This is a genomic window from Klebsiella sp. GN_Kp190, from assembly GCF_040061795.1.
GTDB classification, from domain to species: Bacteria; Pseudomonadota; Gammaproteobacteria; order Enterobacterales; family Enterobacteriaceae; genus Klebsiella; species Klebsiella michiganensis.
Genome location: NZ_JBEAFN010000027.1, coordinates 94,089 through 114,081 on the forward strand (window position 1 = coordinate 94,089; position 19,993 = coordinate 114,081).

Sequence of the window (19,993 nt, forward strand, 5' to 3'; positions counted from 1 at the left end):
TCGCCAGATCTATAAATCGAATCGTCTTAAAAATTGATGCAGGTTGCGCCCTGTTCTGCTCCGGAGAGTTTCTCACGCAGCGCACCGAACATTTCCCGGCCGGTTCCCACGCGCGAACCGCTCAGGTCAGGAATATGCGCCTGACGCGCGGCCAGCTCTGCGTCATCGACCAGCAGCGTTAGCTCGCCCGTCTGGCCGTTAACGCGGATGATATCGCCATCGCGTACCTTCGCCAGCAGGCCCCCATCGTACGCTTCGGGCGTCACGTGGATTGCCGATGGCACTTTGCCTGATGCGCCGGAGAGACGACCATCGGTTACCAGCGCAATTTTGAAACGGCGGTCCAATAATACACCAAGTGGCGGCATAAGTTTATGTAATTCTGGCATGCCGTTCGCTTTTGGCCCCTGATGACGGACGACAACCACGCAATCTTTGTCGAGCAGCCCCGCTTCAAAGGCGGGCAGTACGTCATGCTGGCTCTCGAAAACCACCGCAGGAGCTTCAATAATCTGGTTTTCAACCGGCACGGCGGAGGTTTTCATGACCGCGCGTCCGAGGTTACCGCTCAGCACTTTGGTGCCGCCGTGGCGAGAGAACGGTTTGTCAAACGTGGCGATAACCTGTTCGTCCAGCGGCGCGGTCGCCCCTTCGCGCCAGTCAAGTTCGCCATTATTAAGCCAGGGCTCCATGGTGTAGCGAGAGAGGCCGAAGCCGGCCACGGTGTGAACATCTTCATGCAGCAGGCCGCCTTTCAGCAGCTCGCGCACCAGCACCGGCACGCCGCCAGCCGCCTGGAAGTGGTTAATATCCGCCGGGCCGTTCGGGTAGAGGCGCGCCAGCAGCGGCACCACGTCAGAGAGATCGGAGAAATCATCCCAGTTAATGATAATCCCTGCCGCCCGCGCCATAGCCACCAGGTGCATGGTGTGGTTGGTGGAGCCCCCGGTTGCCAGCAGCGCGACAATCCCGTTGACCACCACTTTTTCATCAAACATTTTGCCCAGCGGCATCCACTCGTTACCGTTGCCGGTCAGGCGGGTCACCTGGCGGGCGGCGGCGGCGGTCAGCGCTTCGCGCAGCGGCGCATCCGGATGCACGAATGACGATCCGGGCAGCTGCATCCCCATAAACTCAACCACCATCTGGTTGGTATTGGCGGTACCGTAGAAGGTACAGGTGCCAGGCGCATGGTAAGACGCGGCTTCGGACTCCAGCAGCGCCATACGATCCACTTTGCCTTCCGCATAGAGCTGACGAATGCGCACTTTTTCTTTATTCGCCAGGCCGCTGGCCATCGGCCCGGAAGGGATAAAGATGGACGGCAGGTGGCCGAACGACAGCGCAGCCATCGCCAGGCCGGGGACAATTTTATCGCAGACGCCGAGGTAGAGCGCGCCGTCAAACATGTTGTGCGACAGGCCAATCGCGGCGGACATGGCAATCACTTCGCGGCTGAGCAGCGACAGCTCCATCCCATCCTGCCCCTGCGTCACGCCATCGCACATCGCCGGAACGCCGCCGGCGACCTGGCCTACCGCGTTCGCGGAGTGCAGCGCTTTGCGGATAATGTCCGGATAGCGCTCATAGGGCTGGTGGGCGGACAGCATATCGTTGTAGGAGGTAATAATGGCGATGTTATTGCGCAGCATGCTTTTCAGCGAGGCTTTGTCATCCGCCTGGCAGGCGGCAAAGCCGTGGGCCAGGTTACCGCATGCCAGCTGGGCGCGATGAACGGTGTCGGTTTTGGCCTGGTTAATCCGGGCGAGGTAGGCTTCGCGGGTATCGCGCGAGCGTTCGATGATGCGATTTGTTACCCGTAACATTTCTGAATTCATAAAGGCTCCTCAAATTTCATCTGTCCGGCCGCAGCGCTTTAGCGGTACTTTTAGGGGCTTAGGGCACCAGTACTGGGGCTCAGGGGCAAAATATCTGCAGGCAGTGTAATAAAAAAAGCCCCGGGGGTGAATCCTCCGGGGCTTAAAAGATTAAAAATTACGCGACTTGCTGCGTCAGATCATGTTACCGGTAAAATAACCCTGACGGAGGAGCTGGCGATTACTCAAACTCGTTCCACGAACGACCGTCGCGGGTGATCATCGCCACGGAGGCAACCGGCCCCCAGGTACCCGCCTGATACGGTTTCGGCGAATCGCGATCGGCAGCCCAGGCTTCAGTGATGGAATCGACCCACTTCCACGCCTCTTCCACTTCATCACGACGGACGAACAGCGCCTGGATACCGCGCATCGTTTCCAGCAGCAGGCGCTCGTAGGCATCCGCCAGGTGGGTTTGATTAAAGGTTTCCGAGTAGCTCAGATCCAACTTGGTGATCTGCAGGTTATGCTTGTGGTCAAGTCCGGGAACTTTGTTCAGCACCTGGATATCCACCCCTTCATCCGGCTGCAGACGAATGGTCAGCTTATTCTGCGGCAGCTCTTGCCAGGTCTCTTTGAACAGGTTCAGTTCCGGCGTCTTGAAGTAAACCACGACTTCGGAACACTTGGTCGGCAGACGTTTACCGGTACGCAGGTAGAACGGTACGCCCGCCCAGCGCCAGTTGTCGATATCCACGCGGATCGCCACGAAGGTTTCTGTATGGCTGGACTTGTTGGCCCCCTCTTCCTCGAGGTAGCCCGGCACTTTTTTGCCCTGGGCAAAACCGGCGGTGTACTGGCCGCGCACCGTTTTTTCACGCACGTTGGTGCGGTCAATGCGGCGCAGCGATTTCAGCACCTTCACTTTTTCATCGCGGATGCTATCGGCAGTCAAATCTGACGGCGGGGACATGGCAATCATGCACAGAATTTGCAGCAGGTGGTTCTGGATCATGTCGCGCATCTGCCCGGCCTGATCGAAGTAGCCCCAGCGGCCCTCAATGCCCACCTCTTCCGCCACGGTGATCTCGACGTGATCGATGGTGCGGCTGTCCCAGTTATTGACGAACAGCGAGTTGGCAAAGCGCAGCGCCAGCAGGTTCAGCACCGTCTCTTTACCCAGATAGTGGTCGATACGGTAGACCTGGCACTCTTCAAAGAACTCACCCACCCGATCGTTGATCTCGCGGGAGGTTTCCAGGGAGGTACCCAGCGGTTTCTCCATCACCACGCGGGCCGGCTTGGCGTTCAGCTTCGCTTCACCCAGACCTTTGCAAATCGCGCCAAAGGTGCTCGGCGGCATGGCGAAATAGTTAATGGTCACCCGCTCTTTCTGATCGAGCATTTTGCCCAGGCGGGTAAACGCTTTGGTATCGTTGACATCAAGGTTACAAAAATCCAGACGCCCGCTCAGGGTCTCCCACAAACCTTCATCGATTTTCTCCTTCATGAAGGTTTCCATCGCTTCACGGACTACCTTGGTGTAAGCGTCTTTGTCCCAGTCGGCGCGACCGACGCCGATGATGCGGGTGTCAGGGTGGATCTGACCCGCTTTTTCAAGCTGATACAGGGAAGGCAGCAATTTACGTCGCGCCAGGTCACCCTTCGCGCCGAAAATGACCAGATCGCATGCCTGGGCCGTTTGCGTTACCGCCATGTCATTCTCCTTAGTTGATAGCCCGGTGCTTATGCCAGACTATAGTTGTATTTGTAATTTTCTTTCACTGCATCGTACTGTGTTTACGAATTTCCCGAAACCCTCAGCGGCCGTTCCCGCTGCTAAATCGCACTGGGTGGAAAATAGAGGCTGAGATTTTGGGCATGCGGCTAATATTGTTCGTTGTTTCGACCGATTATCAGTTAGTAAAATACGACTCTGATCATGTAATGAAAAAAAACAACATATTTTCAGGTCATTCCTCACCGTTTCCGACTACGGAGGGGTATATTCTTGCTAAAACGCCTGATGATTTCACCCATTAATGAAATCGCTTCCATTGATGAGCGCCCGATTACCCATGAATATGCTGGAAAAAATCCAGTCCCGGCTGGAACACCTTAGCAAATCTGAACGCAAAGTGGCGGAAGTCATCCTTGCTACCCCCGCGCAGGCCATTCATTCAAGTATTGCCGCCCTGGCGCTGGAAGCCGGCGTCAGCGAGCCCACGGTTAACCGTTTCTGCCGCAGCCTGGAAACGCGCGGTTTCCCGGATTTCAAACTGCATCTTGCACAAAGCCTGGCGCACGGTACGCTCTATGTTAACCGCAACGTCGATGAAGACGACAGCGTTGAGTCCTATACGGGAAAGATATTTGAGTCAGCCATGGCCAGTTTAGATCAGGTCCATCATTCTCTCGACATGTCGGCGATCAATCGCGCGGTTGACCTGCTCACGCAGGCGAAGAAAATCGCCTTTTTTGGCCTGGGCTCTTCGGCCGCCGTCGCCCACGACGCGATGAACAAGTTTTTCCGTTTTAACGTGCCGGTGATCTATTCCGACGACATCGTCCTGCAACGCATGAGCTGTATGAACTGTAATGACGATGATGTGGTGGTGATCATCTCGCATACCGGCAGGACTAAAAGCCTGGTGGAGCTGGCGCAGCTGGCCCGCGAAAACGATGCGATGGTGATCGCGATTACCTCCCCCGGCACGCCGCTTTCCCGGGAATCAACGCTGGCGATTACCCTGGACGTACCGGAAGATACTGATATCTATATGCCGATGGTCTCCCGCTTAGCGCAGCTGACGGTGATTGATGTCCTGGCGACCGGCTTCACCCTGCGGCGGGGAGCAAAATTCAGAGATAACTTGAAGAGGGTCAAGGAAGCGCTCAAGGAATCGCGCTTTGATAAAGAGCTCAGCGTACACAGCAATGACCAATAAAAGTAGAAACAAAGCATTATCCTATTACACCGTCGGTAACGTTCCGGTATAGCGACTTTGCTCATCGGCGCTACCGAATCCATGTTCACGCAACACCAAAGTTGTTTCAGTCAACGGAGTATTACATGTCCAGAAGGCTTCGCAGAACCAAAATCGTGACTACCTTAGGCCCGGCTACCGACCGCGATAACAACCTTGAGAAGGTTATTGCCGCAGGCGCTAACGTGGTACGTATGAACTTCTCTCACGGCACCGCGGAGGATCATCAGATCCGTGCGGATAAAGTCCGTGAGATTGCGGCGAAACTGGGCCGTCATGTCGCGATTCTCGGTGACCTACAGGGGCCGAAAATCCGCGTTTCCACCTTCAAAGAAGGCAAAATTTTCCTCAATATCGGCGATAAATTCCTCCTCGACGCAAACCTGGGTAAAGGCGAAGGCGACAAAGAGAAAGTCGGCATCGACTATAAAGGGCTCCCGGCTGACGTGGTTCCGGGCGACATTCTGCTGCTGGACGACGGCCGCGTACAGCTGAAGGTCCAGGAAGTTCAGGGCATGAAGGTATTCACCGAAGTCACCGTCGGCGGACCGTTGTCCAACAATAAGGGTATTAACAAGCTGGGCGGCGGCCTCTCGGCAGAAGCGCTGACGGAGAAAGACAAAGCGGACATCATCACCGCCGCCAAAATTGGCGTCGATTACCTGGCCGTCTCCTTCCCGCGCTGCGGCGAAGACCTGAACTACGCTCGTCGCCTGGCGCGCGATGCCGGCTGCGATGCCAAAATCGTCGCCAAAGTCGAGCGCGCGGAAGCGGTATGCGATCAGGACGCGATGGATGACGTGATCCTCGCCTCCGACGTTGTCATGGTGGCACGCGGCGACCTCGGCGTGGAAATCGGCGATCCGGAGCTGGTCGGCATCCAGAAGGCGCTGATCCGCCGCGCCCGTCAGCTGAACCGCTCGGTCATTACCGCGACGCAGATGATGGAGTCGATGATCACCAACCCGATGCCAACCCGCGCCGAAGTCATGGACGTGGCGAACGCCGTGCTGGACGGCACCGACGCCGTGATGCTGTCGGCAGAAACCGCCGCGGGCCAGTATCCGTCTGAGACCGTTGCCGCGATGGCGCGCGTCTGCCTCGGCGCGGAAAAAATCCCCAGCCTCAACGTCTCCAAGCACCGCCTGGACATTCAGTTCGATAACGTGGAAGAAGCCATTGCGATGTCCGCCATGTACGCGGCGAACCACCTCAAGGGCGTCACCGCTATCATTACCATGACGGAATCCGGTCGGACCGCGCTGATGACTTCCCGCATCAGCTCCGGCCTGCCGATTTTCGCGCTGTCTCGCCACGAGCGCACGCTGAACCTGACCGCGCTGTATCGCGGCGTGACCCCGGTGCATTTCGATAGCGTCAATGAAGGCGTAGCCGCTGCGCACGACGCGGTAACGCTGCTGCGTGATAAAGGCTATCTGGTGACCGGCGACCTGGTTATCGTCACTCAGGGTGACGTGATGAGCACCATCGGTAGCACCAACACCACCCGCATTCTGACCGTCGAGTAAGCCTCTCCACCTACCTGCCAGCGCCGCAGCTGGCAGGTATTTTTTTGCCCCCTCGCCCGCTAAACTACGCAAGCCAGCTCAACAATAGCGTGGCGGTAATCACCGTCGACGCGCCGCCGATACGGGTGGCTATCTGGGCAAAAGGCATTAATCCCATTCGGTTTGATGCCGAGAGAATGGCAACGTCTCCCGTCCCCCCAAGCCCGCTGTGGCAGCTGGTGACGATGGCCGCTTCGACCGGGTACATATTCAAACGAGAAGCGATAAGAAAGCCGCTTAGCGCCATCGCAATGACGATTGAGCCACAAACCACCACGTAGCCAACCGAGAAGACCGCGACCACGCTTTCCAGAGGAACATACAGCATTCCCAGGCCTATCATCAGCGGCCAAACCAGCGCGGCGGAGACGAACTTGTAGCAGCTGTGCGCCCCCAGTTCCATCGCCGCCGGGATAACTTTCGCGTATTTGCAAAATACCGCGGCCAGAATCATCAGCACCGGCCCCGGAATATGCACCACCTTTTCCAGCAGACCGCCGACGATAAAAAACGCGCAAATCATTAATAATCCGGCCCCCATCAGCTGGAAATCCGTGGGCTGCGCGCGCTGATTTTGCGCAAAGACGCTGTTATCTTCATGGCTGCGGATCAGCATTCCGCTGCCGGAGAGCGAAGGACGTCGCGTCCCCATGCGCGCCAGAAAACCGGCGCAGATGATGGCGAAAATGTTGCCCACCACGGCAGCCGGCGCCAGCTGCGCCACGTAAACGTCGGGCGTTTGCCCGAGAATAGCTGAATAGGCCAGCGACAGGGGCAGGATCCCTTCACCGATACCGCCGCCGATGATCGGCACGATAATAAAGAAAAAGGTGTGGTAGAAACTGTAGCCAAACAGGCTGCCCACCAGCAGGCCGGTTAAGATCGCCGCCCCGGTCCCCACCACCAGCGGGACAAACATACGTACCATTCCCTGAATCAGGATGGTTCTGTTCATGCCCAGAATGCTGCCGACGACCAGGCAGGCGATGACGAAATAGAGGAGGTTGGCCTCTTTCATCAGCAAGTGCACGGTATCGAGGGTATGCGCTTCGAACATGCCGAAATAGACCAGCACCGACGGCGTCATCAGGCACAAAATGGCCGGGCCGCCAACCTCCTTGAGGATTGGCACCATTCGGCCAATTTTAGCCAGCGCGAACCCCAGGGTCATGATTACCGCCAGACCGCCAATCATGTTCTTCGGCAGCAGGCCTGCGGTCGCGGAGATGGCAACAATTGCGGCTATCCCGATAAAGAGCACCAACGGCACGGCGCCGACCTCAATATTGGATAAAAGTCGTGGCGCCTGCCCGCTCGGCAGCGTTTTATCTATCGGGTGGTTGAGTGAGTTATTTTCCATATTTTTACCTGAATAATGATGTCACGTAGGGTATCGACGCAATATTAAAAGCGCGCAATCAAATAAATAAAAAAGTGCCAGGCAAAATACCAATGAAACAAAAAAACGTTAGCACAGGACGTTAACATTAAAAAATAAAATCCAGGTTTTACTGTCGTGCTTTGTGACTAAAGCATAATATTTATTTTAAGTAATTTAATTTATTACCCTGAAACTAAAGTTACCGGCATCGGTATAACTGAATAGCAGAGAGATAAAGTGATGATTCTGTCCTTTTTTCTCTATTTGTAAGTAAAGTATTTAAGGCGAAATTATTTAAACCCCAGCGACTGTGATGACTATCACCTTTTAAATATTATGGGATCGCTAGATTAAAAAAACACAACGTAGCCGATAATATATTTTCAGGACATCTTATGCCTTCACTGCTCTTAGAATCCCTTTTTCCCCTGGTGTTTATCATGCTGCTCGGATGGCTAAGCGGTAAGCTGGGCTATACCCGCCGCGAGGATGCGTCCGTACTGGCCACGGTGGTCATTCGTTTCGCGCTTCCCTTCCATCTTTTTATCGGCGCACTGAATACCCATCCCGATAAGATGAAAAACTTCACCTTTATGGCGGTGTTAGTCATCGGTCTGATGGGGTCATATATCCTCACGCTCCTGATCTCACGCTATGTTTTTCGTCATGATATTAAAACCAGCGCGATTCAGTCCCTGGTGTGCGCGTTCCCCGACATGGCCTACTTTGGCGCTCCCGTGCTTGCGGTGCTGATTGGTCCGGAGGGTTTTCTCGGCGTGCTTATCGGTAACCTGGTGACCAGCGTATTGATGATCCCCCTGACCATCATCCTGATTCGCATGGGTGACAAGCGCGGCCGCGCTGACGCGGAACAGCCTAATCCGCTGCGGCTTATCCTGCAAAACCTGTTTAAAGCCGTCCGAAACCCGATTGTCTGGATACCGATTTCCGGGGTACTGCTCAGCCTTGCCGGAGTACAGCTGCCGCACATGCTGAGCATGCCCATTGAGATGGTGGGAAAAGTGGCGGGCGGCCTCTCTCTGTTCGCCCTTGGGCTGCTATTTTACGGCGAACGTCCTACGGTCAATATTCAAACCTGTACCAATATCAGCATCAAGAATCTGCTCCAGCCGGCCATGATGGCCGTAGCCGGTCTCGCCTTCGGGCTCAGCCATAGCCTGATGCAGCAGGTCATTATCATCGGCGCGACGCCTTCCGCCATTGCGGCAGGGATGTTTGCCCTGCGCAGCGATACCTATATCGAGCCCGCCTCATCCTCTATTTTGCTCGGTACCGCAGTGGGCGTCGTCACTGAAGGATTCATGATTTATTTAATCTCTTAATCACTGAAATAAAGCCCGAAGAATTCCGGCAATTATTTATTATGATATTCAGGAGTCATCAAATGTTAGCCACAGAAACCTTATATACGCCCTATAACGGCGCCGTGCTGCTGGAAAACCCGTTATTAAATAAAGGTCTCGCGTTTACTGAAGGTGAACGGACCGCGTTTAATCTTCAGGGTCTGCTGCCGCATAATGTCGAAACTATTGAAGAGCAAACCGCACGCGCGTGGGGGCAGTTTTGCCAGTTTAAACGGGATATTTCGCGCCATATCTACCTGCGAAATATTCAGGATACTAACGAGACCCTATTCTATAATCTGCTGCGCAGCCATATGAAAGAAACGCTGCCGATCATCTATACCCCAACGGTAGGTGAAGCATGTGAACACTTCTCTGAAATTTATCGCCGGGGACGCGGTCTGTTTATTTCATGGCCTAACCGTCACAACATTGATGAGATGCTGCAGGGCTTTTCCCGCAATGATATCAACGTTATTGTGGTGACCGACGGCGAGCGCATTCTTGGCCTCGGCGACCAGGGGATTGGCGGCATGGGGATCCCGATTGGTAAACTCTCGTTATATACAGCCTGCGGGGGTATACACCCGGCATCAACGCTCCCCATTATGCTGGACGTGGGCACCAACAACGCCCAGCATCTTGAGGACCCGCTGTATATGGGCTGGCGTCATCCGCGTATAAGCGACGAGCAGTACATGGAATTTATGGACATGTTTGTCCATGCCATCACGCAGCGCTGGCCCAATGTGCTACTACAGTTCGAAGATTTTGCGCAAAAAAACGCCACCCGGCTTCTTAACCGCTATCGTCACCAGCTGTGCTGTTTCAACGATGATATTCAGGGCACGGCAGCCGTGACCTCAGGTACGCTGATCGCTGCCGCCGCTGCTGCCGGTACGCGGATCCGCGATCAGCGCGTGGTGTTTCTCGGCAGCGGATCGGCCGGATGCGGGATAGCGGAAAAAATCATTGCGCTGATGGTTGATGACGGGCTCTCAGAGCAGGAAGCGCGCAATCGCATCTTTATGGTCGACCGCCCTGGCCTGTTGACCGATGAGATGCCGGATTTGCTGGACTTCCAGCAGGGCCACGTCACGCCGCGGAAAAATCTTACCCGCTGGGATACCAGTGCGGCCCACCTGTCGCTGATGGATGTTGTACGCAACGTCCATCCCACCGTACTGATTGGCGTATCCGGCCAGCCGGGACTGTTCAGCGAAGAGATTATCAAAGAGATGCACCGGCACTGCCCGCGTCCGATTATTATGCCGCTGTCCAACCCGACCTCCCGCGCCGAAGCCCAGCCGAAGGATCTGCTGGAATGGACCCGGGGGAATGCGCTAATTGCCACCGGCAGCCCGTTCGCGCCCGTATTCTATGACGGTAAGACCTACGATATCGCACAGTGCAACAATGCCTATGTTTTCCCCGGTCTGGGGCTGGGGATTCTGGCCAGCAAAGCGGCGCGCGTGACCGAAGGGATGCTTATCGCCTGCAGTAAAACCCTGGCCGCCCACTCGCCTTTGGCCACCCGCGACGCCGGCGGATTACTGCCGCCGGTCGACGAGATTGAGATGATTTCCCGGGCAATTGCCGCAGAGGTCGCACGCGCGGCTCAGCAGGATGGCGTCGCGCCGCAGATTGACGAGGCTCAGCTGGCCGCGAATATCGATAAAATGTTCTGGCGAGCGCGCTACACCGCGTATAAACGATCGCCATTTTGATCGCCATCCCAGACACATATTACGGGAAGCGCGCCGGCTTCCCGCCGCACCGGGAAACCCCGCATGATTAATGTGCTGATTGTCGATGATGATTCCATGGTGGCCGAGCTGAACCGGCTGTTTCTCAGCCGGGTGGCGGATTTCCACTGCTGCGGCGTGGCCCCCACGGTCCGCGAAGCCAGGGAGATGCTCAGCCATTTGGCGCAGGTCGATCTGGTGCTGCTGGATGTCTACATGCAGCAAGAGAACGGGCTGGATCTGCTGCCCGCGCTACGCGCCGATGCGCGAAATATTGATGTCATTATGATTACCTCCGCTGCCGATAGGTGCACGGTTCAGACGGCGCTGCATTATGGCGTGGTCGATTACCTGATTAAACCGTTTCAGTTTCCGCGCTTTGAGGAGGCGCTGTTGTCATGGCGTAAAAAGCGCGATCTGAAGAATGCGAAATCCAGCTACGCCCAGGCCGATGTGGACAGCCTGCTGCGCGGCGGGGTTCAGCAGCAGGAAAGCGCACGCCGCTTGCCGAAAGGGCTTACGCCGCAGACGCTTCGTCTGGTGTGCCAGTGGATTGACGCCTGGCAGGAACGTGACTTTTCGACCAATGAACTGGCCGCGGCACTGCAGATATCCCGGGTCTCATGCCGCAAATATCTGATTTGGCTGGAGCAGATAAATATCCTCTACACCACCAACCATTACGGCATCACCGGTCGTCCGGAATATCGTTACCGGCTCGTTGCCGATCATTTGGCGCTACTCAAACAATACGGCCAATGAACCCGGTGAGGCCATTGGCTGCGATTTTCACCCCTGATGCGGCTTCTTCCTGGGGTACAGCTCTTTACGCTTGTAGGGCTCGATTTCACCCGGCTTGCGCGTTTTCAGCAGCTTGAGGATCCAGGTGTACTGCTCGGTATGCGGCTTCACGAACACTTCCACCTCTTCGTTCATCCGCCGGGCGATAGTGTTATCGTCCGCGTCCAGCAGATCGTCCATCGGCGGGCGCACCAGCACCGTCAGACGATGCGTTTTACCATCATAGACCGGGAACAGCGGTACGACGCGGGCGCGGCAGACTTTCATTAAACGGCCGATCGCCGGGAGCGTCGCTTTATAGGTGGCAAAGAAATCAACAAACTCGCTGTGCTCGGCGCCGTGATCCTGATCCGGCAGATAGTAGCCCCAGTACCCCTGACGCACCGACTGAATAAACGGTTTGATCCCGTCGTTGCGCGCGTGCATACGTCCACCGAAACGACGGCGCACGGTATTCCAGACGTAATCAAATACCGGATTGCCCTGATTATGGAACATCGCCGCCATTTTTTGCCCGCCGGAAGCCATCAGCATCGCCGGAATATCCACGCCCCAGGCATGGGGAACCAGAAAGATCACCTTCTCGTTGTTTCTCTGCATCTCATCGATGATCTCTTTGCCCTGCCAGTCGACGCGAGAAAGAATGCGCTGCGGGTCGCGCAGGCCTAACTCCGCCATCATGACCATCGCCTGCGGCGCGGAGGCATACATTGCATCAATAATGGCTTCTCGTTCCTGCTCACTCTTTTCCGGGAAACAGTACAGCAGGTTAATCTGCGCCCGACGGCGCGAACTCTTTGCCAGGCGCCCCACAAAGCGCCCCATTTTGCCGAGAATCGGATCGCGGAAAGAGGCCGGCGTCAGAGCGATACCGGCGAAGGCAAAAACCCCTAACCACGCGCCCCAGTAGCGCGGTAGTAAAAAGGATTTTTCAAATTTTGGAATAAATTCAATATTATTTTTTTTCGTTTCCATGCCCAATCCGCAGAATTACCGCTCAATAAAGATAATGGGTTAGTTTAGCGATACGTTGAGTAACGTACAAAAGAAAAAGCCGGCGCACAGCGTGCACCGGCTTTAACTGACGGAAGGTTAGTCAAACCGCAGCTGCGGAATCACCTGTTTTGCCTGCGCCAGATAATCGGTACGGTCGGAACCGCTGAGCCCTTCCGTACGCGGCAGTTTCGCCGTTAGCGGGTTGACCGCCTGCTGGTTGATCCACACTTCATAATGCAGATGCGGACCGGTAGAACGCCCGGTGTTGCCCGACAGCGCAATACGATCGCCGCGTTTCACCTTCTGCCCGGGTTTGACCAGCAGCTTACGCAGGTGCATATAGCGGGTGGTATAGGTGCGACCATGACGGACAGCGACGTAATAACCTGCCGCACCGCTACGTTTAGCCACCACCACTTCGCCATCCCCTACCGACAGCACCGGCGTGCCCTGCGGCATCGCAAAATCGACGCCACGATGCGGCGCGACGCGGCCAGTCACCGGGTTCAGACGACGCGGGTTAAAGTTCGAAGAGACGCGGAACTGACGTGCGGTCGGGAAGCGCAGGAACCCCTTCGCCAGGCCGGTACCGTTGCGGTCGTAGAATTTGCCATCCTCAGCGCGGATCGCGTAATAGTCTTTACCCTCCGAGCGCAGGCGCACGCCAAGCAGCTGGCTTTGCTCGCGCTTACCGTCGAGCATTTCACGCGACATCAGCACGGAGAATTCATCGCCTTTTTTCAGCTTACGGAAGTCCATCTGCCACTGCATGGCTTTGATCACCGCGCTGATTTCGGTACTGGTCAGGCCGGCATCGCGAGCGCTGGCGACGAAGCTGCCGCCTACGGTACCTTTCAGTACGCTATTGACCCAGTCGCCTTTTTGCAGCTCGCTGCTCATTTTGAAACCGTTTGCAACCCGATCGTAGGTGCGGGTTTCGCGGCGCGACATCTCCCAGGTCAGGCTTTGCAGGTCGCCGTCCGCCGTCAGGGTCCAGGAGAGCTGTTGACCAATTTTCAGATTACGCAGCTCTTTATCCACCGAGGAGAGCCGGGCGATATCGCCCATATCAATGCCGTACTGATTAAGAATGCTGCTAAGCGTATCGCCGGTCGAGACCACATATTCGTGGCCACCGGAATCGCTATCCGCCTTGTCATCCAGCTCGTCCTGAGGGATAGCCTCTTCTTCCTGAGGCGCCTGATCGATGGGTTCCGAAGCTTCTGGCAGCAGCGAACGAATTTCGCTTTGTTCCAGCTCGATGGTTCTGGTGATGGGGGTGGATTCAGGATGGTGGTATATGTAAGGCCGCCAGACGGCGACCGCTAATGTAAGAACGCTAAGCGACCCCAGCATAACGCGGTGAGGTCGTGGCAGATTGTTAAATGCCTGAGTGACAGCGCGGGCTATCTGTTGCACGTATTCACTTCCTCGTTATTCTCCTTTCAGGCAGCTTGAATACTGATTCGCCATCTGGCTCAGGAATTGCGGGTAACTCTCTTTACCCAGCTTAATTCCGATTCCAAGTGGATCCAGGGTTCCCATGCGCACGGACGTTCCCCTGGCAACAGCTTCGATGACCGCTGGCCTGAACTGTGGCTCAGCAAAAACGCAAGTTGCTTTTTGCTCAACCAGCTGTGTTCTGATTTCGTGTAAACGCTGCGCACCAGGCTGGATTTCAGGGTTGACAGTAAAATGACCCAGTGGGGTCAAACCGTAATGTTTTTCAAAGTAGCCGTAGGCGTCATGAAAAACGAAATATCCCTTCCCTTTCAGCGGTGCCAGCTCGGTCCCAACCTGCTTGTCGGTTGCGGCTAATTTTGCCTCAAAATCCTTCAGGTTGGCGTCAAGTTTGGCTCGACTCTGCGGCATAAGTTCCAATAATTTATCGTGGATTGCAACCGCCGAAAGGCGCGCTATCTCTGGGGAAAGCCACAGATGCATGTTATAGATGCCGTGATGGTGATCGTCGTCACTATTTTCCCCGGCGCCATGGTCATGACCGTGATGGTCGTCGTCGTCGTCGGTGCCTTTCATGAGTAACGGTTTCACGCCGTCAAGCTCGGCAATCGTCACCTTTTTGTTCGGCGCAATGCTTTGCGTTGACTTATCCATAAACGCCTCCATCTCTGGACCAATCCAGACCACTAAGTCTGCGTTCTGTAAGCGTTTTGCATCCGATGGCCGCAGCGAATAGTCATGCTCCGAGGCCCCGTCCGGCAGCAGTACCTGCGTCTGTGTCACCCCATCCGCGATAGCGGAAGCGATAAAACCCAGTGGCTTAAGGGAAGTGACAACCGCGGCGCTGGCCAACGGCGCATGGGCGAACAAAAAAGCGGCGCTAAGTCCAGCGCAAAGAAGCGTATTTTTATGTAACATAATGCGTCTAATCATCGTATAGAATGAGAAAGATGTGATATTATAACATTCACTGGCTTGTGCAACCTCTAATTTGATATGACAAATCTTGTAACTCTGGAAAACGTCGCGGTCGTTTATGGCCAAAGGCGCGTGCTGTCTGACATTTCGCTAACGCTAAAGCCGGGCAAAATTTTAACCTTACTGGGGCCGAACGGCGCCGGTAAATCGACCCTCGTGAGAGTGGTTCTGGGGCTGGTAGCACCCTCGGAAGGGATTATCAAACGCGACGGGCATCTGCGGATCGGCTATGTGCCGCAAAAGTTGCACCTTGATGCTACCCTGCCGCTGACCGTCAGCCGCTTTATGCTTTTACGTCCGGGAACGCACAAACGCGACATTCTGCCAGCGCTTAAGCGCGTGCAGGCCGGGCATCTGATCGACGCCCCTATGCAGAAGCTTTCCGGCGGAGAGACCCAGCGGGTACTGCTGGCGCGGGCGCTGCTCAATCAGCCGCAGCTGCTGGTGCTCGACGAGCCGACGCAGGGCGTTGACGTCAACGGTCAGGTGGCGCTTTACGATCTGATTAACCAGCTGCGCCAGGAGCTTGATTGCGCCGTACTGATGGTTTCTCATGACCTGCATCTGGTAATGGCCAAAACCGACGAAGTGCTGTGCCTGAATCAGCATATTTGCTGCTCCGGCGCGCCGGAAGTGGTCTCTATGCACCCGGAATTTATCTCGATGTTCGGCCAGCGCGGCGCGGAACAGCTAGGGATCTATCGCCATCATCATAACCACCGCCACGACCTGCAGGGGCGGATTGTACTGCGTCGGGGAAATGACCGTTAATGATTGAATTACTGCTCCCCGGCTGGCTGGCCGGAATGATGCTCGCCTGTGCGGCGGGTCCGCTGGGATCGTTCGTCGTCTGGCGCCGGATGTCCTACTTCGGTGATACCCTGGCCCACGCCTCTCTGCTCGGCGTGGCTTTTGGTTTACTGCTCAACGTCAATCCGTTCTATGCGGTCATCGCGGTGACGCTGCTGCTGGCGGGCGGCCTGGTGTGGCTGGAGAAACGCCCCCACCTGGCGGTAGACACGCTACTCGGCATCATGGCGCACAGCGCGCTGTCGCTGGGCCTGGTGGTGGTCAGCCTGATGTCAAACGTGCGCGTCGATCTGATGGCCTATCTGTTCGGCGATCTGCTGGCGGTGACGCCGGAAGATTTGATCTCCATTGCGATTGGCGTGGTTATCGTGCTGGCGATCCTGCTCTGGCAATGGCGCAACCTGCTGTCGATGACCATTAGCCCGGACCTGGCGTTTGTTGATGGCGTTAAGCTTCAGCGGGTCAAGCTGCTATTGATGCTGGTGACCGCGCTGACCATCGGCGTGGCGATGAAGTTCGTCGGGGCGCTGATTATCACGTCGCTGTTGATTATTCCCGCCGCAACGGCCCGCCGCTTTGCCCGTACGCCGGAGCAAATGGCGGGAGTGGCGGTTGGCGTGGGAATGATTGCGGTTACCGGAGGATTGACCTTCTCCGCGTTCTACGACACGCCGGCGGGGCCTTCCGTGGTGCTGTGCGCCGCGCTGCTGTTTATCTTCAGCATGAGCAAGAAACCGGCCGCCTGACGCTTATGCGCCCGCCGCCATTGGGCTCACGGCCGTCTGCGGACGTTGTAGCCCGGCTAAGCGGAGCGCAAGCCGGGGAAATAGCTGAAGCGGTATTGCGGTTTGATGTCCCGGCTTGCGGCGTGAACGCCTTAGCCGGGCTACTGGCCTCTGCAGTCTGCCGTTTTATAGCCGGACAACGATTACGGCATTTCCGGCGGCGTAATGCCGAAGTGGGTCCAGGCCCGTACCGTCGCCATTCGCCCGCGCGGCGTACGCTGTAAAAAGCCCTGCTGGATCAGATACGGCTCCAGCACGTCTTCAATGGTTTCCCGCTCTTCACCGATGGCCGCCGCCAGGTTATCCAGGCCGACCGGCCCGCCAAAGAATTTATCGATGACCGCCAGCAGCAGCTTACGGTCCATATAATCAAAGCCTTCCGCATCCACGTTGAGCATATCCAGCGCCTGAGCGGCAATCTCCTCAGAGATACGCCCGTCGTAGCGAACCTCGGCAAAGTCACGCACCCTGCGCAGCAGGCGGTTGGCGATTCGCGGCGTACCGCGCGCGCGGCGCGCGACCTCCAGAGCCCCCTCTTCGCTCATCTCCAGTCCCATATAGCGGGCGCTGCGGCTGACAATATGCTGCAGGTCAGGGATCTGGTAGAACTCCAGGCGCTGAACGATGCCAAAACGGTCGCGCAGCGGTGATGTCAGCGAGCCGGCGCGAGTCGTCGCGCCAATCAGGGTAAACGGCGGCAGATCGATTTTTATCGAACGCGCCGCGGGCCCTTCGCCAATCATGATATCCAGCTGATAATCTTCCATTGCCGGATACAGGACTTCTTCGACCACCGGCGACAGGCGGTGGATCTCGTCGATAAACAGAACGTCGTGGGGCTCAAGATTGGTCAGCATCGCCGCCAGATCGCCCGCTTTCTCCAGCACCGGGCCGGAGGTGGTGCGCAGGTTAACGCCCATCTCGTTGGCGACGATGTTTGCCAGGGTGGTTTTCCCCAGCCCCGGCGGGCCAAAAATCAGCAGGTGATCGAGCGCGTCGCCGCGCAGCTTCGCCGCCTGGATAAAGATCTCCATTTGCGAACGGACGTGCGGCTGGCCCACGTACTCTTGCAGCAATTTAGGACGAATGGCGCGATCGGCCGCCTCTTCAAAACCGCTGCTGTCCGCCGATACCAGCCTGTCTGCTTCAATCATCCCTTACCTCACAACGCGGCGCGGAGCGCTTCGCGAATTAGCGTTTCACTGTTGGCATCCGGGCGTACGATTTTGCTGACCATCCGGCTGGCCTCCTGAGGTTTATAGCCCAGCGCCACCAGCGCGGCAACCGCTTCCTGTTCAGCGTCATCGTCAGACGGGCCGGCCGGCGACGTCAGGACCAGATCCGCTGCCGGCGTGAACAGATCGCCGTGTAGTCCTTTGAAGCGGTCTTTCATCTCGACAATCAGGCGTTCCGCGGTTTTCTTGCCGATACCCGGCAGCTTCACCAGCGCCGCCAGCTCCTCGCGCTCAACGGCATTGACAAACTGCTGCGCCGACATGCCGGAAAGGATCGCCAGCGCCAGCTTCGGACCGACGCCGTTGGTTTTAATCAGCTCTTTAAACAGCGTGCGCTCCTGCTTGTTGTTAAAGCCATACAGCAGCTGTGCATCTTCACGGACGATAAAGTGGGTGAAAATGATCGCCTCTTTACCCACGTCCGGCAGCTCATAGAAGCAGGTCATCGGCAGATGAACCTCATAGCCTACGCCTCCCGTTTCAAGTAAAACCAGCGGGGGTTGTTTTTCGAGAATGATGCCTCTGAGTCTGCCTATCACATGGAGCTCCTGGATTAAGGGCCGAAAGTCTAATGCGGTATCATAAAAAAAGGCTGGATAGATATCCAGCCTGATTTCAGGTTATCGTAAGCGTCCGCGCGCCAGGTTCAGGCGGCTTTCGCCGATCTGAGCCGCGTTCTGGCTGACGTGGCAATGGGTGATGGCGATGGCTAAAGCATCCGCCGCATCCGCCTGCGGGTTAGCCGGCAGCTTAAGCAACGTGCGCACCATGTGCTGCACCTGGCTCTTTTCCGCGCTGCCGATGCCGACAACGGTCTGCTTTACCTGCCTGGCGGCGTACTCAAAGACCGGCAGGTCCTGATTCGTCGCCGCGACAATCGCCACGCCGCGCGCCTGGCCAAGCTTCAGCGCCGAGTCGGCGTTCTTTGCCATAAACACTTGTTCGATGGCAAAATAGTCCGGCTGGAACTGGGTAATAATTTCCGTCACGCCCGCATAGATAAGCTTCAGGCGAGACGGTAAATCATCCACTTTCGTGCGAATACAGCCGCTGCCCAGGTAGCTAAGCTGGCGTCCAACCTGGCGGATGACGCCATAACCAGTGACGCGCGACCCCGGGTCAATGCCGAGAATAATGGCCATCACGCGCCTCCGGTCATAACTAACCCGTGAGACCCTAAAGATTTCAGTTCACAGCCAGGCGGCCACGCAGCGCATCCCCGGGGGCGTAGATTCACTACGTGACCGGGGTAAGCGAGGAGAGCCAACACCGCTGTGGGCTGAAAGATTACGGGTATCACAGGGTTGCGGCGACCTCATCAGAGATCTCGCCGTTGTGATAAACTTCCTGCACGTCGTCGCAATCTTCCAGCATATCGATCAGTCGCAGCAGTTTCGGCGCAGTTTCCGCGTCCATATCCGCTTTGGTTGACGGGATCATCGAGACTTCAGCGGCGTCCGCTTTCAGGCCGGCGGCTTCCAGCGCATCGCGTACCGCGCCCATCTCTTCCCAGGCGGTATAAACGTCAATCGCGCCGTCGTCATAGGTCACAACGTCTTCCGCGCCCGCTTCCAGCGCCGCTTCCATGATCGCATCTTCGTCGCCTTTCTCGAAGGAGATAACGCCTTTTTTGCTGAACAGGTAGGAAACGGAACCGTCGGTCCCCAGGTTACCGCCGGTTTTGGTGAAGGCATGACGTACTTCCGCCACGGTACGGTTGCGGTTGTCGGACAGACATTCAACCATTACCGCCGTGCCGCCAGGACCGTAACCTTCATAGATGATGGTTTCCATGTTCGCATCATCATCGCCGCCGACGCCGCGCGCGATAGCGCGGTTCAGGGTGTCGCGGGTCATGTTGTTGCTCAGCGCTTTGTCGATTGCCGCGCGCAGACGCGGGTTAGAGCCCGCATCGCCGCCGCCCAGACGCGCGGCGGTGACCAGCTCGCGAATAATTTTCGTAAAGATCTTACCGCGCTTGGCATCCTGTGCCGCTTTGCGGTGCTTGGTGTTGGCCCATTTACTATGACCTGCCATAAAAAACTCTCCAAAAAAAAGCGCGCCC

General features: G+C 56.5%; 17 protein-coding genes. 7 read left to right on the forward strand and 10 right to left on the reverse strand.

What is annotated here, in order from left to right; genetic code table 11:
* Positions 1–26: 26 nt before the first annotated feature.
* Both edd and zwf read right to left on the reverse strand, forming a co-directional pair.
* Positions 27–1,838, reverse strand: a complete 1,812-nt coding sequence (gene edd / locus ABLU67_RS15315) for a phosphogluconate dehydratase (protein WP_025106126.1) — start codon at positions 1,836–1,838, stop codon at positions 27–29.
* Between the two features lie 220 nt (positions 1,839–2,058).
* Positions 2,059–3,534, reverse strand: a complete 1,476-nt coding sequence (gene zwf, locus ABLU67_RS15320; protein ID WP_004122041.1) for a glucose-6-phosphate dehydrogenase — start codon at positions 3,532–3,534, stop codon at positions 2,059–2,061.
* 325 nt (positions 3,535–3,859) lie between these two features.
* On the opposite strand from zwf, the gene ABLU67_RS15325 reads away from it, so the two are divergent.
* Together ABLU67_RS15325 and pyk are read left to right on the forward strand one after the other, a co-directional pair.
* Entirely contained in the window at positions 3,860–4,765 is a 906-nt protein-coding gene (locus ABLU67_RS15325; RefSeq protein ID WP_161505349.1) for a MurR/RpiR family transcriptional regulator, read from the forward strand.
* 125 nt (positions 4,766–4,890) lie between these two features.
* Entirely contained in the window at positions 4,891–6,333 is a 1,443-nt protein-coding gene (gene pyk / locus ABLU67_RS15330) for a pyruvate kinase (RefSeq protein WP_048260999.1), read from the forward strand.
* Positions 6,334–6,397: 64 nt separating this feature from the next.
* Here pyk and ABLU67_RS15335 read toward each other — a convergent pair whose 3' ends face one another.
* Positions 6,398–7,732: a 2-hydroxycarboxylate transporter family protein gene (locus tag ABLU67_RS15335; RefSeq protein ID WP_025106125.1), complete on the reverse strand. Its 1,335-nt coding sequence runs from the start codon at positions 7,730–7,732 to the stop codon at positions 6,398–6,400.
* A gap of 416 nt (positions 7,733–8,148) precedes the next feature.
* Between ABLU67_RS15335 and ABLU67_RS15340 the strand changes: the two genes are divergently transcribed.
* The 3 genes from ABLU67_RS15340 (at position 8,149) to dcuR (ending at position 11,624) form a co-directional block, all read left to right on the forward strand.
* Positions 8,149–9,096, forward strand: coding sequence for an AEC family transporter (locus ABLU67_RS15340; protein ID WP_025106124.1), 948 nt, complete (start codon positions 8,149–8,151; stop codon positions 9,094–9,096).
* A 62-nt stretch (positions 9,097–9,158) separates the two neighbouring features.
* Entirely contained in the window at positions 9,159–10,844 is a 1,686-nt protein-coding gene (locus ABLU67_RS15345; RefSeq protein WP_048260997.1) for an NAD-dependent malic enzyme, read from the forward strand.
* Between the two features lie 63 nt (positions 10,845–10,907).
* Complete coding sequence (dcuR, locus tag ABLU67_RS15350) at positions 10,908–11,624, forward strand: two-component system response regulator DcuR (protein ID WP_064358177.1); 717 nt, start codon at positions 10,908–10,910, stop codon at positions 11,622–11,624.
* Between the two features lie 27 nt (positions 11,625–11,651).
* Here dcuR and lpxM read toward each other — a convergent pair whose 3' ends face one another.
* From lpxM to znuA, 3 genes are all read right to left on the reverse strand, one after another.
* Positions 11,652–12,638, reverse strand: a complete 987-nt coding sequence (lpxM, locus tag ABLU67_RS15355) for a lauroyl-Kdo(2)-lipid IV(A) myristoyltransferase (RefSeq protein WP_064358178.1) — start codon at positions 12,636–12,638, stop codon at positions 11,652–11,654.
* Positions 12,639–12,755: 117 nt separating this feature from the next.
* Positions 12,756–14,078 (reverse strand): murein DD-endopeptidase MepM, encoded by a 1,323-nt coding sequence (gene mepM / locus ABLU67_RS15360; RefSeq protein WP_004852121.1) that lies wholly within the window; start codon positions 14,076–14,078, stop codon positions 12,756–12,758.
* A 15-nt stretch (positions 14,079–14,093) separates the two neighbouring features.
* Positions 14,094–15,038 carry a zinc ABC transporter substrate-binding protein ZnuA gene (znuA, locus tag ABLU67_RS15365; RefSeq protein ID WP_004852123.1) on the reverse strand — a complete coding sequence of 315 codons (945 nt, stop codon included), beginning with the start codon at positions 15,036–15,038 and terminating at the stop codon, positions 14,094–14,096.
* A 78-nt stretch (positions 15,039–15,116) separates the two neighbouring features.
* On the opposite strand from znuA, the gene znuC reads away from it, so the two are divergent.
* Both znuC and znuB read left to right on the forward strand, forming a co-directional pair.
* The gene (gene znuC, locus ABLU67_RS15370; protein WP_014229853.1) at positions 15,117–15,869 is read left to right on the forward strand and encodes a zinc ABC transporter ATP-binding protein ZnuC; all 753 of its coding nucleotides are present in this window, start codon (positions 15,117–15,119) and stop codon (positions 15,867–15,869) included.
* Positions 15,869–16,654 (forward strand): zinc ABC transporter permease subunit ZnuB, encoded by a 786-nt coding sequence (znuB, locus tag ABLU67_RS15375; RefSeq protein ID WP_014229854.1) that lies wholly within the window; start codon positions 15,869–15,871, stop codon positions 16,652–16,654. The genes znuC and znuB overlap by 1 nt, the downstream gene beginning before the upstream one ends.
* Before the next feature lie 182 nt (positions 16,655–16,836).
* Here znuB and ruvB read toward each other — a convergent pair whose 3' ends face one another.
* From ruvB to ABLU67_RS15395, 4 genes are all read right to left on the reverse strand, one after another.
* On the reverse strand, positions 16,837–17,847 hold the full coding sequence (gene ruvB, locus ABLU67_RS15380; RefSeq protein ID WP_004852130.1) for a Holliday junction branch migration DNA helicase RuvB: 1,011 nt from the start codon (positions 17,845–17,847) through the stop codon (positions 16,837–16,839).
* 8 nt (positions 17,848–17,855) lie between these two features.
* A complete protein-coding gene (gene ruvA / locus ABLU67_RS15385) occupies positions 17,856–18,467 on the reverse strand; it encodes a Holliday junction branch migration protein RuvA (protein WP_004103390.1) in 612 nt (203 codons plus the stop codon).
* An 81-nt stretch (positions 18,468–18,548) separates the two neighbouring features.
* Positions 18,549–19,070: a crossover junction endodeoxyribonuclease RuvC gene (gene ruvC / locus ABLU67_RS15390; RefSeq protein WP_014229855.1), complete on the reverse strand. Its 522-nt coding sequence runs from the start codon at positions 19,068–19,070 to the stop codon at positions 18,549–18,551.
* A 154-nt stretch (positions 19,071–19,224) separates the two neighbouring features.
* Positions 19,225–19,965 carry a YebC/PmpR family DNA-binding transcriptional regulator gene (locus ABLU67_RS15395; protein ID WP_004122063.1) on the reverse strand — a complete coding sequence of 247 codons (741 nt, stop codon included), beginning with the start codon at positions 19,963–19,965 and terminating at the stop codon, positions 19,225–19,227.
* Positions 19,966–19,993: the final 28 nt, after the last annotated feature.